Origin of the sequence: Bradyrhizobium sp. I1.14.4, assembly GCF_050435825.1 — a bacterium.
GTDB lineage: Bacteria > Pseudomonadota > Alphaproteobacteria > Rhizobiales > Xanthobacteraceae > Bradyrhizobium.
The window spans coordinates 34604-47009 of record NZ_JBNDLA010000006.1; the positions used below are offsets into that span (position 1 = coordinate 34604).

General features: G+C 62.2%; 13 protein-coding genes and 1 tRNA gene. 10 read left to right on the top strand and 4 right to left on the bottom strand.

Translation table 11 applies throughout. From position 1 onward, the window contains the following. The first annotated feature begins 456 nt into the window (after positions 1-456). The 10 genes from ABIB78_RS14455 to ABIB78_RS14500 all read left to right on the top strand — a co-directional run bounded on the left by ABIB78_RS14455 (position 457) and on the right by ABIB78_RS14500 (position 7317). Positions 457-648, top strand: coding sequence for a hypothetical protein (locus tag ABIB78_RS14455; protein WP_429025445.1), 192 nt, complete (start codon positions 457-459; stop codon positions 646-648). A 137-nt stretch (positions 649-785) separates the two neighbouring features. Continuing rightward, positions 786-1637, top strand: coding sequence for a 3-hydroxybutyryl-CoA dehydrogenase (locus tag ABIB78_RS14460; protein WP_429025446.1), 852 nt, complete (start codon positions 786-788; stop codon positions 1635-1637). Positions 1638-1943: 306 nt separating this feature from the next. Next, the gene (locus ABIB78_RS14465; protein ID WP_429025448.1) at positions 1944-2204 is read left to right on the top strand and encodes a DUF3551 domain-containing protein; all 261 of its coding nucleotides are present in this window, start codon (positions 1944-1946) and stop codon (positions 2202-2204) included. A 93-nt stretch (positions 2205-2297) separates the two neighbouring features. After that, on the top strand, positions 2298-2462 hold the full coding sequence (locus ABIB78_RS14470; protein ID WP_429025450.1) for a hypothetical protein: 165 nt from the start codon (positions 2298-2300) through the stop codon (positions 2460-2462). A 170-nt stretch (positions 2463-2632) separates the two neighbouring features. Then, entirely contained in the window at positions 2633-2992 is a 360-nt protein-coding gene (locus tag ABIB78_RS14475) for a hypothetical protein (protein ID WP_429025452.1), read from the top strand. Between the two features lie 80 nt (positions 2993-3072). Continuing rightward, entirely contained in the window at positions 3073-3417 is a 345-nt protein-coding gene (locus tag ABIB78_RS14480; RefSeq protein ID WP_429025455.1) for a hypothetical protein, read from the top strand. 24 nt (positions 3418-3441) lie between these two features. Next, positions 3442-3663: a hypothetical protein gene (locus ABIB78_RS14485; RefSeq protein ID WP_429025457.1), complete on the top strand. Its 222-nt coding sequence runs from the start codon at positions 3442-3444 to the stop codon at positions 3661-3663. A gap of 489 nt (positions 3664-4152) precedes the next feature. Further along, positions 4153-6396, top strand: coding sequence for an NF038122 family metalloprotease (locus ABIB78_RS14490; protein ID WP_429025458.1), 2244 nt, complete (start codon positions 4153-4155; stop codon positions 6394-6396). A gap of 215 nt (positions 6397-6611) precedes the next feature. Beyond that, positions 6612-6857 (top strand): hypothetical protein, encoded by a 246-nt coding sequence (locus ABIB78_RS14495; RefSeq protein WP_429025460.1) that lies wholly within the window; start codon positions 6612-6614, stop codon positions 6855-6857. A 223-nt stretch (positions 6858-7080) separates the two neighbouring features. Continuing rightward, positions 7081-7317 (top strand): hypothetical protein, encoded by a 237-nt coding sequence (locus tag ABIB78_RS14500; protein ID WP_429025462.1) that lies wholly within the window; start codon positions 7081-7083, stop codon positions 7315-7317. Between the two features lie 363 nt (positions 7318-7680). On the opposite strand, the gene ABIB78_RS14505 is transcribed toward ABIB78_RS14500, so the two are convergent. From ABIB78_RS14505 to ABIB78_RS14520, 4 genes are all read right to left on the bottom strand, one after another. Continuing rightward, the gene (locus tag ABIB78_RS14505) at positions 7681-7812 is read right to left on the bottom strand and encodes a hypothetical protein (protein ID WP_429025463.1); all 132 of its coding nucleotides are present in this window, start codon (positions 7810-7812) and stop codon (positions 7681-7683) included. A 590-nt stretch (positions 7813-8402) separates the two neighbouring features. Then, positions 8403-8478, bottom strand: a tRNA-Lys gene (locus ABIB78_RS14510). 178 nt (positions 8479-8656) lie between these two features. Next, entirely contained in the window at positions 8657-11506 is a 2850-nt protein-coding gene (locus ABIB78_RS14515; RefSeq protein WP_429025464.1) for a glycosyltransferase, read from the bottom strand. A gap of 194 nt (positions 11507-11700) precedes the next feature. Beyond that, a complete protein-coding gene (locus ABIB78_RS14520) occupies positions 11701-12306 on the bottom strand; it encodes a beta-1-3, beta-1-6-glucan biosynthesis protein (RefSeq protein WP_429025466.1) in 606 nt (201 codons plus the stop codon). Positions 12307-12406: the final 100 nt, after the last annotated feature.

Below are 12406 nucleotides of genomic sequence, written 5' to 3' on the forward strand. Positions count from 1 at the left end.
TAGCGAGGGAGGCTGCCTTGCGGTTGGCTTCCACCCGGAAGCTTGACCGGGATGTGGGGTGAGGTGCTCACCACACGCGGGCTTCCGTCGGAATGGGTCTGGCCGTCAAGCAACGTCTCGAGAAGCAAAAAGAATTTTTCAGCAAGCATGGGCGTAGCCCTCGTCGTCTAATTTCCTTGTGTCGCGGCGCCCGGCAGAAAATTCGATCAACTAAATGCGAGACGCACCGGTATTGCGATGCTGCAGCGCAAAGTCTTCCGTGTGCAATCCGGGAGACTACCGGCGCTGGTGCCTTCTTGCGCATTGCTGCGGTCACGCGCGTGCCGCGAACTCGCGGAGCCGGCCAACCTGCAAGGGCAAGGCTGCGTGAAATGATTGCCAAGTTCCTAAGGGTTGCTGGCGCAGCGGCTGATCGCGTCACACTATTCGTTCAAGGATCGACGTTAGCGATAGGTCATGGACCGGGACCAAGACATCGACGAGGGGCTCGTGTCGGCATTGCGCCGCAGCTATGGGCGGCTGGCCTGGTGGATCGTGCGGCTCAACCGTGTGCTCGAGCCGTCGCGCACCGCGGAGCCACCACGCACCCAATTGCCATCACGCTCCGCCGCTCCGCCGCGGCGGCCGTTACCGCCGCGCCCCGAATAGACCGCACCCAAATACCGGCGTCTCCTGTATCGGCCGTGCGGCCGGACTGCTATTCATGCGCCAACCGCGGACCCCACGGGTCCGCCGTTTCTGACGATGCGGCCGCGCGGCCGCACAAGCGACGAGGGACGAACGCAATGATTGAGACGGTTGGCATTATTGGCGCCGGGACCATGGGCAACGGCATCGCGCAGGTCTGCGCCGCGGCGGGGCTTGGTGTCACCATGGCGGATATCTCCGACGCGGCGGTGCAGCGCGGCCTGAAGACGGTCGGGACCAGTCTCGATCGCCTCGTCAGCAAGGAGAAGATGACCGCAGCCGATCGCGATGCGACGCTCGCGCGCATCAACGCGACCACCGACAAGTCCAAGCTCGCCGGCTGCGACCTCGTGATCGAAGCCGCGACCGAGAACGAGGAGCTGAAGATCAAGATCCTGAAGGATCTCTGCGCCGGGCTGAAGCCGAGCGCGCTGGTCGCGACCAACACCTCGTCGATCTCGATCACCCGCCTTGCGGCCTCTACCGATCGTCCCGACCGCTTCATCGGGATGCATTTCTTCAATCCGGTCCCGGTGATGGCACTGCTCGAATTGATCCGGGGCTTGCAGACATCCGACGGCACGGTCGCCAAGGCCGAAGCCTTCGCCAAGCGGGTCGGCAAGGTCGCGATCACGGCGAAGAACAGCCCGGGCTTTGCGGTGAACCGCATCCTGTGCCCGATGATCAATGAGGCGATCTTCGCGCTGCAGGAAGGCATTGCGACCGCGGAGGAGATCGATGCCGGCATGAAGCTCGGCTGCAACCATCCGATCGGACCGCTCGCGCTTGCCGACCTGATCGGACTCGACACGATGCTGTCGGTGATGGAGGTGTTTTACACTGGCTTCAACGACCCCAAATATCGGCCGGCGCCGTTGCTGAAGGAGATGGTCGATGCCGGCCATCTCGGCCGCAAGACCGGGCAGGGGTTCTATAGCTACAGCAAATGAGGTCTGCTTCCGGCTGACCCCGTAGTCATCCGGGATGGATCGCGCGGACAAGCTCGCGTAACGACAACCCCTGATCCGCCACTGAGGCGGGGGACATCAGATACGAGGCCCGGTCTCCTAGGCACACCGGGCCTCGTATTTTTTTGTCTGGTCCCAAGCCCGTTCAGGCTGCTGCCCCCTTAAGCCTCTGAAGCGCGCCGGGCACCTGGGGTCACAGCTTCTTGAGGCCGTGACCGGAAACCTCGCAGATCTGGCCCGCGTACCTAAATCAGCGGCTGGGTGCCGATCGAGGAAGGAAGCAGGATCATGCGCAGGTCGAATTGGGCAATTCTGGCGTTCGCGGCGTTTGGGACGAGCTGGATTGTCGGATCCGCGTCGCCGGCCGCCGCCGATCCCTATGACTATCCCTGGTGCATCCAGGGCAGGCAGGAGGGATATCCCGGCTATTGCGGCTACCAGACTTACCAGCAGTGCCAGGCGTCGGCGTCAGGCCGCGATGCCTATTGCGGCGTCAATCCGCGCGTGGCGTTCGGCCAGCAGCGGATATCGCCGCGGGCGGTCCGGTGAGCGAGCGGAGCATGGACGTCGGCCATGCGACCAGCAGGCACGATGGTTGCATCGCGGCTGGTTGGATAATTGTCCCTTTGCCTTGGAGAGCACATGGGTGAGATCATCAGGTTCATCTCGAAGTCCGAACGGGAGCGCGCACGTCTAATCCGCGAGGCCCGCGCGAACTACGAGCGCATCTTTCCGTCGGCCGATTCTGCCGATGCCCAAGGCGCCGCAGTCGATGGCGACGGCAGCGAAGCGTCGTCGAAGCCGTAGCCGCCGCCGTATCGCCCCCAAGGACAGGTGGACAGGACAAGGCGGACGCCGAAATGCGGAAACGGATCTGGTCGCAGTTGTGGCAGACGTTGTAGCAGACTTGGACCATCGACAAGCCGGCGGCGCTTGGCGACTGGGTCTGGCAGATCCTGGTCGTCGAGTTCGCGGCCTTGCTCGACCGGCTGACGCTGCGGAAGCTGATCGCGCTGATCCCGGTCGTCATCGTGATCGGCGCCTATATCCACCGGATTCCGCTGCCTCCCGAGTTGATGCTGGTCGGCCACGTGCTGGCCTATATCGACATCTTTTCAATGATCTTCCTGATCGGCTTGTTCACGCGCGTCGCGACTGTCGTGGCCGTCGTCAGGCAGGCCATCGAGTTTGTCCGCGGCATGTTGCGAGATGTGCCGATCGCGCGGCACCGGTTTGACATTCGTCACCGTCGCGCAAAAGACAGCACGGGCAGGCGGCTCACGCGTGCGAAGACAGACGACGAGGACGCCGCCGCTGCAGGTCTGGCCTGGGCTTAGTCCGTGCGCGCTGACGAGCCGTCCTGGCTTCGCCGGTGCGAGCTGGAGAGATCTGTCGCGCCCGGCTGGTGCTGTGAGCGATGAAACGCGATACCCATCTGGAAGCTCCAGACGCCGAACAGCAGCGCGCCTGCCACACACGCCGCCACGAAGGCCCAATCGCGTTTCTTCATCTGGTGCCACAAAGCCAACTTCAACAAGGCCAACTTCAACAAGGCCAACTCAACGTGGCGCCGGCCGCGGCCTGCTCCAACGACATGCTTGCGAAGCAAGCAGCCGCCATTCTGAAACGATTGGACTGGCTTGTCGATCCGCACCGCACGCAGCGCTATCGGTCACGGAGCGGTGATTATCAAATCATGCATCCAGAAACACTCCGACCAGATAGTCAGGGGCCCGCAACAATCTTGCCAAACTTTCACTAGGTCGCGGGCGCACTGGGTTCGACAATGCAGAACCAGATCGGACGAATCGCAATGACCGAACTTGAGGAGCTCAGATATTTCGAGCACCAGTGCCTGGAGATGGCGGAGCAGTCCACGCTGCCGGATGCCCGCCGCGCGCTCCAGATCCTGGCGCGCAACTACGCCGCCGCGGCCGAAGTCCTCGAGCGCCGCGCCCAATCCGCCAATACTGCACTCGCCCAACTGTTTCGATGCCTGGGGCTGTGACCGATCGAGAAGGTGACAAGGGCGCGGTGCGACCGCGCAAGCGCCAATTGCGGTCCTGAAGGTCCGCGAGTTTGAGCCGGCCGTGCGGCTCTGACAGCCGACACAGAAGACCGGACCTGTAGCGGGAAAGTGGGCGGGCGTCAGTGCCCGGGCATGCTCGATAGATTCCGCGGGTGCTGAAAGCAGATTATCAAGAAGCTGGACAGCGAACTCCGCAGTCTATGACGGTAATTCTACGGGCTGGTTGGGTGTGCGCCGGATATGAACACGGCCGACCGGCGAATTACCGAGGTTTGCCGCGGGAACCTCTGCGAAGCCGCCAAACCTTCACCCCTCCGCAATGTATTCGCCTCAGTGCCGAGACAAGCTAGCACCAGCCTTTAAGAGCGGGTTAATGACGACCGCGCATCCTTTGCTGGAGCCGTCGGTGCCTGATAAGCGGGACGTCAAGATCGGCTTCGTTGGGGCGATCCAAAGCTGGAACCAGCAATGACATTCAAGGCCGGGTTACGAGAGAATCAGGACTGGGACCGTGGTGAGGCGCCCGCGCCTTACAGCCTGCCGCCGACGCCTGTCGTCCTCCCTGATGAATCGGTTCAAGCGCAGACTGCGGTGAGCGGCTCCGGCGCGGGCGGCACAGGTTCTGTCGTCGCGGAGACCTCCGGCGGGCTCACGATCAACCTGATCTTCGACGCTGCTGCAATGGCGGCGCCTGCCAGCTTCCGAACAGGAATCGAACAGGCGGCATCGCTTTTGAGTGCTGCGATCACCGACAAGATCACGCTCAATTTCAACGTTGATTATAGCGGCACCGGTGGCGGCGCCGCGGCCGGGCCCGATAATGGACAGTGGCTCAGCTATTCGACGGTCAGGGCTGACCTGCTGAACAACGCGTCTGCAGGTGACGCGACTTTCAATACGTTGCCGGCAGGAACTTCAATCCAGGGCCAGTCCTCGGTCGCGGTGTGGAACGCGCAACTCAAGCTCTGGGGGGTGATCGGTGCGAACGACACCACCACCGACGACGGCAGCCTCACCTTTGCCACCGACATCGATCCCGGCCTCCTGGTTGGCGTTGCGCTTCACGAACTCACTCACGCCATGGGCCGCGTTCCCTACGGATCGCAACCGGACATATTCGATTTCTACCGCTTCACCAGCACAGGTGTCCGGTTGTTCTCGAACAATATTCCCGCATCAGCGGCCTATTTCTCCCTGAACGGAGGCGGCACGAAGCTCGCGGCCTACGGCCAGAACTCGGATCCGAGCGACTTCCTCAACAGCGGCGTGCAGGGTGCAAACGATCCCTTCAACGAATATTACACCGGCAGCACGCTGCAACATCTTACTTCGGTCGATCTGCAGCAGCTCGATGCCCTGGGGTTTCACGTAGGGGCATCATCCACACCAGCGAGCACCCAGACCAATAATGTTGCTGCGCAGCTGACGGACGGTCAGATCGATATACTGCAATTCAGCTCCGGCAATCTGGCTGGCTCCTCGCTGACTCCCCAAAGCTTTTGGAAGGTTGTTGGCGATGTCGATTTTAACTCGACGGGCAGCAGTCAATTCGTCACGCAATCGAATGGTCAGATCGACCTGCTCTGGTTTTCCGGAGGGAAACTGTCTGCGTCGCTTCTGCTTGCCGGCAGCTACTTGGACATCAAGGGCGCGGGCCATTTCAGTGGAGAGACGGCCCCCGGGTTCGTGACGCAGTGGAATGGCCAGATCGACTTTCTATGGTTTGATTCCTCCGGCCACCTGACTGCAAGCGCTCTCACCAATCAAGCGTTTTGGAACGTCGTTGGAGTTGCAGATGTCAACGGGGATGGTCATTCCGACGTCATAACTCAATCTGCCACGGGCCAAATAGACATTCTGTACTTCGATCAAGGGAAGCTGATTGGAAGCAATTTGTTGGCTGGGAGCTACGACCCTGTTCGCGACGTCAAGAACATGACGGCCGGAATCGCGGAAGTGATCACCCAAAATAGTGCCGGTCAAGTCACCGAGCTCGCGTTCGATGGCAGTCACGTCATCCAAATCGCGTCGGTTGGATCTTCCGGAATTTCGCTGGTTCAAGCGGGTGCGGCGTCCGACCAGTTCTTTGCGTCTGCAGCGCAGGCTCACGTGGTTCCGTCAGACCCAGCTCCGAACGCCGCTGCACCAACAACCTTCGACGGCACGTCGTTGAATCTTCAACAGCCATCCACGTTCAGCGGCCAGATGATCGCTTTCAGCGGCGACGGAGGGCAGGGGGCCGATCAGATCGACTTGCACGGCATCAACTTCAACACCGTCAATTCCAGTTTCGACACTACCTCCGGGCTGCTCTCGGTGAGCGATGGCTCGCGCACGGCGACGCTCCACTTCCTCGGGGTGTACGCGCAGGACAATTTTCAATTCGCCAATGATGGGAACGGAGGAACGTTGGTTGTCGCGGCGGCATCGCCGGGCGAAAGTGGCAATCAGCTTTCCAATGCGGCAGCACAGGACACATTCGTGTTCGCGGAAAACTTCGGCCATGTGACCCTTGCGAATTTCTCGGCCGCGACCGATACGCTGCAATTCAGCAAGAGCGTCTTTGCGGACCTGAGCTCCCTGGTTGCCGCGATCCATGACGACGCGTCCGGCAACGCGGTCATCACCGATGCCGCCCACGACACGATCACGCTCCAGCATGTCACAACGGCGCAGTTGCTCGAGCACCAGAGCGGCTTCCACATAGTCTAGAATTGGCTCTTGCCGCCCGTACGACCAGACGCAGGCGGCTCGTCGAATTGCCGGTCCGTAAAGCCCTGCAACGGAGCGAGGTTCCCCAACATCGCCCTGCCGATCGCGTGGACCTGGCCACGATGTTGAACAGGCGTTCAGGAAAGTTCCGAACTTGTTCCTGCAACACGCGCGGACGCCAGTCGTTATCACGAAGTACTGGAAAGGAGGATGCCATGATGAAGCTTACTTACGCTCTTGCCGCGGTTGCGGCACTCTCGATCGCGGCACCGACCATTGCCAGCGCACAGGGTGTGGGCGTCTATATCGGCAGCGACCGCGGCTACTACGGCGATCGATATGATGGTCCGCGCTTCGTGTACCGGGATCACGACCGCGGCTGGCACCGTGGCTGGTACCACCATCGGGACTATTATCGCGACCGCGGCTTCGTGATCCGTGATCACGACTGGGACGACTAGCAAGTCCGGGGCATATCCTGCTGCATCACGAGGAGGGCCCCGCTTCGGCGGGACCTTTCCTTTGTGAGCATGTGAGGGGATGCCGCCACCGCACCCGGCAACGCTTCATTAACCCGACTCACACAGGGTCGTTTCTAGGCCGTCTGGATGGGCCGCTAGCAGAAGGCCGCCACGTGTAGCAGCGAGGCGGCCTTTTGCGTCGAACAGCCTAAGGAGACGACCGATGGATTACGGCGCCTTCACCGACGCCAGCTTGAAGATGATGTACGAAGCCGTCCGCGGTGCGCTCAAGGCCGACGATGAGTTCGAGGCAAACGGCGAAGAGCCGAAATTCCGGGTCCGCGCGACGCCCGAATGGAAACGCCACGCCGGCAGTCTTGAGGCCGAGATGCTGAAGCGAGGGCTTCAGGTCGACATCATCGACTGGACGGGCGGTCAGGGTGAACTGCCGCTGGCCTGATGTCTGAACTTTAGTAGCACTCCACATGTTGGCTCCGAATTACGCGCCGAGCTTCGTGCGCATTCGGCTTCATGCGTTCGCGCTCCCCGCAGGTGGCCTCTCTGGTGCGGGCGGCTTCCGCGATGCCTTTGAGCTGTTCACCGATCGTTCCCCGACAGCGACGGGCGGTGGTTCCACCTAAGGGCCCGCAGTCAATCTTGAATTCCGCAACGGCCCAATTTGCTCCACTGAAGCGCCTTGGTTATGCCGCGCCTCGTTCGCCTTGCCCAATTCTGTTCATATACCTTGCGAGGTAACACAGATGTTGTCTGTTCGTGGTCCGTGCTGCCTCGACCGGGAGTATTCGAACTCGTCAGGCCCAGACTACTGCTCGGGCTTCAGGGCGTCCGTCAACACCTGCTTGATGTGTTCGGCCTGTTCCTTGGTCAGCTTCTCGGCGAAGCGGCCGTCTTTCTTCAACTGCGCTGGACCCTTGAGTTCTCGATCATAAACCATCCAATCGGTGCTTCCGCGCCGAACGAAAAACCTGGTCTGTAGAGGCGTTGCGCATCCCAACGATACCTCCCAATTGCTGCAGCTGCCTTCTCCAAAATACACTCCCGGCGACAGCTTATTCCTGAACCGGGACACTGAAATTCGCAGTGCCACCTGAAGAGCAAGGCTCGTGCCGCAATACACCTGCCGCCGACCGATCCGAGGACCGCAGGCGTGCTGGTGTCGGCGACACCGAACAGGATGACTGTGACAGGGGGAGCAACGAGCCGTCGGTTTTCCGCACGCGTCGGATTCGAGCGTTGGGATTGCGGTTCTGACCGTCCCGAAAAATTGCGCCGCCGGGCCCGAAATGATTTGTCCCGGCGGCGCCCTGTTCTTCCAGCCTCTGGGCCCTGAAATCCCCAGCGCCGAAAACCTACCAAAGACCACGCCGAACAACTGTTGCTTGGTTCACACAAATTAAGGAAGCCGGCGTCCGGACCTGTGTCCAGCGGCGCGGCAATTCAGAACATCACGAGGGCGACGTCATTGCCGCGCCGAAATTTCGAGAGAGTTTTGGAGGCTGACTACTTGGCTCAAGTGTTTGAGTTTGGTGAGCGCGGTGGGACTCGAACCCACGACCCCATGATTAAAAGTCACGTGCTCTACCGCCTGAGCTACGCGCTCACTCACCTGAACATCGGATCCGGACGCAGGCTTTGAACCGCTCCGGATCATGCTCTAGCCCGCGCTGTGTAGGGGGCAGGGCGCATCGGGTCAATAGCCGAGCGGCGGTCAATTGTGCACCGTCGTGCTGGATTTGCCCTTCCGGCGCCTGTGGTTAGGGCGGTTTCTTGAAGTTGGCTCAGCTGTCGTTGCGGATTTCGGAGCCGACCGGCTGCGACGGGGCGGCGACAGAGGGCAGGCTGACCGGGCGCAACCCGATCAGTTCCGCGGTGCGGATCGCGCTGTTGCGCCAGAACGCGAACTCGTTGATCCGCGAATTCTCCAGGATCGCGATCGAAACCGCGGCGAGGAATGGCAGACTTTGCAGCACCAGCACACCGGCGAAGATGTAGATCTCCCGCACTTGCTTGTAGCCGTTGGTGACGACAAGCACGATGGCGCCGATCAGTAGCAGCACGCCGATCACGGCTTCCCAGAACGCCTGAAACTCGATCGACATCCGCGACAGGCCACCCTTGGAAGTGCGCGCGAAGGCGAGATGCTCGGTGATCAGGCCCTGTGCCACCGCGCGCGACACCGTCCACTGCACGCTCATCGCCGCGATCATGGCTCCGAGCATCTGGCCGGCCTTGATGTTCACGCGCAACCGGTAGAGCGCGACGAAATGTACCAGCGAGACGATGAAGGAGGCGATGATCGGCAAGGTCAGGATCTTGTCGGGGATCGCGATGTCGGCGAACGCGACGATCGGGACCCAGATCAGATTGAGGATCGCGACCACGACGCCGAGGCTTTCGGCGCCGAGCCAGTTGAGCCAGCCCAGCGAGAATTCACGGCGCTGATCGGGCGTCAGCCGGCTGGCGCCGGGCAGGAAGCGCCGCCAATGCTTCTTGACGATCTGGAAGCCGCCGTAGGCCCAGCGGTGGCGCTGCTTCTTGAAGGCCTCATAGGTGTCGGGCAGCAGCCCTTCGCCGTAGCGCACATTGGTGTAATGCGTGAGCCAGCCCTGCTGCTGGATGGACAGGCCGAGATCGGTGTCCTCGCAGATCGTGTCGCTGGACCAGCCGCCGGCCTTGTCCATCGCCGCGCGCCGGATCAGGCACATCGTGCCGTGCACGATAATGGCGTTGAACTCGTTGCGCTGGACCATGCCGATGTCGAAGAAGCCGGCATACTCGCCGTTCATGATGTAGTGCATCAGCGAGCGGTCGCCGTCGCGATGCTCCTGCGGCGCCTGCACCAGGCCGACGCGCGGATCGGCGAAGGCCGGCACGAGATCCTTCAGCCAGTCCGGATGCACGACATAGTCGGCGTCGATGATGCCGATGATCTCGGCGTCCGCGGCCGTGCGCTCCATTGCGATGCGCAGCGCGCCCGCCTTGAAGCCCTGCACCTTCTCGGCGTTGATGAACTTGAAGCGCTCGCCGAGCAGTCGGCAGTGGTCCTGGATCGGACGCCAGAAATCGGGATCGGGCGTGTTGTTGATGATGCAGACGCACTCGAAATTCGGATAGTCGAGCCGCGACACCGCATCGAGCGTCTGCTTCAGCATCTCGACCGGTTCGAAATAGGCCGGGATGTGGATCGAGACCTTCGGAAACTTCACGTTCTCGCCGATCGTGGCCGGCGCAAGCGGCTCGCTCTTGCCGATCAGCCGGCGCGGGCCGCGGCCGAACGCAACCGCCGCAATCTCCTCGATTCGCGCCATCGCGATCAGCACCAGTGGAACCAGCAGCACCAGGCCGAGGCTGAGCGCGAAGGCCGAGCCCCAGACGAAATAGTGCGTCGTCCAGTACGAAAACACCGTCGCCACCCAGGCGCCGACACCATTGGCCGCAGCCGACAGCAGCAGCGCCTGCATCACGGTCGGCGAATCCAGCCGCAGGATCGGCAGCGACATGAACAGCCCGACCAGGACAGCGACCAGCGCGATCTTCCAGTAGTTCAGATCGGTGACCGGACCGGTCCAGGCGAATTTTGCCTCCCGGTCGGCGTTGAGGATGCCCCAATAGGGACCGACGCCGCCTTCGAAGAATTTCCAGGGCTGATCGATCGCTTCGACGATGTTGTAGTCCATGCCGATGGCTTCGGCCCGCGCGACGAAGTTGCGCAGCACCGTGGCCTGCTGGAACGGACCGGGCTCGGCGCTGCGCAGATTGTAGCCCTGGCTCGGCCAGCCGAATTCGGCGATCAGGATGCGCTTGCCGGGGAAGGAGTCGCGCAACAAATTGTAGCGGTCGACCGCCTGATCCACCGCCTGCCTGTCGGTGAAGTTTTCCCAGTACGGCAGCACGTGCGCGGCGATGAAGTCGGACGAATTGGCGAGCTGCGGGTGGTCGCGCCAGATGTTCCAGATTTCACCGGTCGTGACGGGAACGTTGACCGATTTCTTGACCCGCTGGATCACCTTGATCAGCCGGTGCACGTTGTTCTCGGCGATCGCCCACTTGATCGCTTCAGCGCGCTTGCTCAGGCCGCTGCTGCTATTTTCGTCTGGCTGTGTTTCGGCGTCATGAAGGCGCTGGGCCTCTTCGCGAAGGATCCGCTCGGATTCCTCGGGCGGCAACCCGATCTCCGGAACCGAGCCGAGGTTTTCGAGCGGGACCTGCTCGCCGCGGAACACGGTTTCGTTGCCGACCACGATGCCGATGACGTTGCTGTTGCGTTTGGCAAGGTTGATCGCGGCTTCGAGCTCGCGATTGTTGCGGTTGGCGTCCTTGTCGATCCAGGCACCGACCGTGACCTTCATGCCGAACTCGGCGGCGACCGGCGGCACCAGTTCGTTGCCTTCCGTCGACGAATAGAGGCGGACCGCTCTTGTTAGCGTGGAGAGCTTTCTCAGATCGGTGCGCACCTTCTCGGTGTCGGCAGCGAGGTCGGCGACGGTGTGCCCTGACTCGAAGGGGGCGTAGGACAGGCTCGGCAGCGTGCCACGGAAATCGGGCGCCGACTGCTTCTCCTGGAAGAGACCCCACAGGGCGGCGTGAGCGGCGGTGACAAGCAACAGGACGGCGACGACGGCGCGCATCGCGGTTAAACCATACGGGGCCTGAGATTGAGGACTTAAGCGAACCCGTCCCCTGGGTTCGACCAACACGGCGGCGGATGCAAAGATATCTCCGCCATCCGATTTAACAACTGGTGTGCCGCGATGGCGTTTTAAGGGCGCAAGCCGTTCCAGCCGCGAAAAAAATCGCGGCCGGACCCGATGGCGCGATGCGGCTATTTCGACGCCGGCGCAGGTGATGCCGACGGGCTCGGTGCAGGCGAGGGCGACGCTACCGGCGCGGCATTGCCGGCTGTCGTCGGCGCCGGGGTCGGCGCGGCGGCGGCCGCCGCGGCCTGCGGCTGGGCGCCCGGGTTGATCCAGCAGGCGTGGATGCGGCCATCCAGGCTGCCGCGCACCTTGTCGTCGATCTGGGCACCGAATCGGGTCAGGCAGCGGAACGCGGCCTGGACATGACCGCCGGGGCAGCCGAACCGGTCATAAAGGTCGAGATGGCGGAACGCGGTATCGAGGTCGTCGTTCCACATCAGGCGGACCACGCGGCGGCCGAGCCAGACGCATTCCGGGTTGCCGGCCGGGCCATTGATGGCCTGCTGGGCCTCGACGAATTCCTCGACCTTGCGCTGGTTAGCCTCGCGCACGGCATTTGCATTGGCGTCAGCCTGTCCAGGCTGCTGTTTGGCCTGGTCCGGCGGGTTCGGCGTGCCGCTCTGGGCGAAAGCGCCGCCCGCTCCGATCAGGAGCGCGAGGCCTGCGACAAGCCCCGTTACGGCAAGGTGGCGCAAAGCAGTGTTCTTCAACTCAAGCAGCCGTCGACGCATGTATTCCCCGATAATGTTCCTGCCCCCGCGGGATCATCCTAACGGCTCGCGTGATGCCGTCCAAATAGGTCTCCAGTGCGGCGGAGACTCTGGCGAAATC

Excerpts from the sequence above, each read along its gene's own strand:
- ABIB78_RS14455 (WP_429025445.1), top strand. The coding sequence starts at position 457 with ATGGACCGGGACCAAGACATCGACGAGGGGCTCGTGTCGGCATTGCGC.
- ABIB78_RS14460 (WP_429025446.1), top strand. The coding sequence starts at position 786 with ATGATTGAGACGGTTGGCATTATTGGCGCCGGGACCATGGGCAACGGC.
- ABIB78_RS14465 (WP_429025448.1), top strand. The coding sequence starts at position 1,944 with ATGCGCAGGTCGAATTGGGCAATTCTGGCGTTCGCGGCGTTTGGGACG.
- ABIB78_RS14470 (WP_429025450.1), top strand. The coding sequence starts at position 2,298 with ATGGGTGAGATCATCAGGTTCATCTCGAAGTCCGAACGGGAGCGCGCA.
- ABIB78_RS14480 (WP_429025455.1), top strand. The coding sequence starts at position 3,073 with ATGAAACGCGATACCCATCTGGAAGCTCCAGACGCCGAACAGCAGCGC.
- ABIB78_RS14485 (WP_429025457.1), top strand. The coding sequence starts at position 3,442 with ATGCAGAACCAGATCGGACGAATCGCAATGACCGAACTTGAGGAGCTC.
- ABIB78_RS14490 (WP_429025458.1), top strand. The coding sequence starts at position 4,153 with ATGACATTCAAGGCCGGGTTACGAGAGAATCAGGACTGGGACCGTGGT.
- ABIB78_RS14495 (WP_429025460.1), top strand. The coding sequence starts at position 6,612 with ATGATGAAGCTTACTTACGCTCTTGCCGCGGTTGCGGCACTCTCGATC.
- ABIB78_RS14500 (WP_429025462.1), top strand. The coding sequence starts at position 7,081 with ATGGATTACGGCGCCTTCACCGACGCCAGCTTGAAGATGATGTACGAA.
- ABIB78_RS14505 (WP_429025463.1), bottom strand. The coding sequence starts at position 7,812 with ATGGTTTATGATCGAGAACTCAAGGGTCCAGCGCAGTTGAAGAAAGAC.
- ABIB78_RS14515 (WP_429025464.1), bottom strand. The coding sequence starts at position 11,506 with ATGCGCGCCGTCGTCGCCGTCCTGTTGCTTGTCACCGCCGCTCACGCC.
- ABIB78_RS14520 (WP_429025466.1), bottom strand. The coding sequence starts at position 12,306 with ATGCGTCGACGGCTGCTTGAGTTGAAGAACACTGCTTTGCGCCACCTT.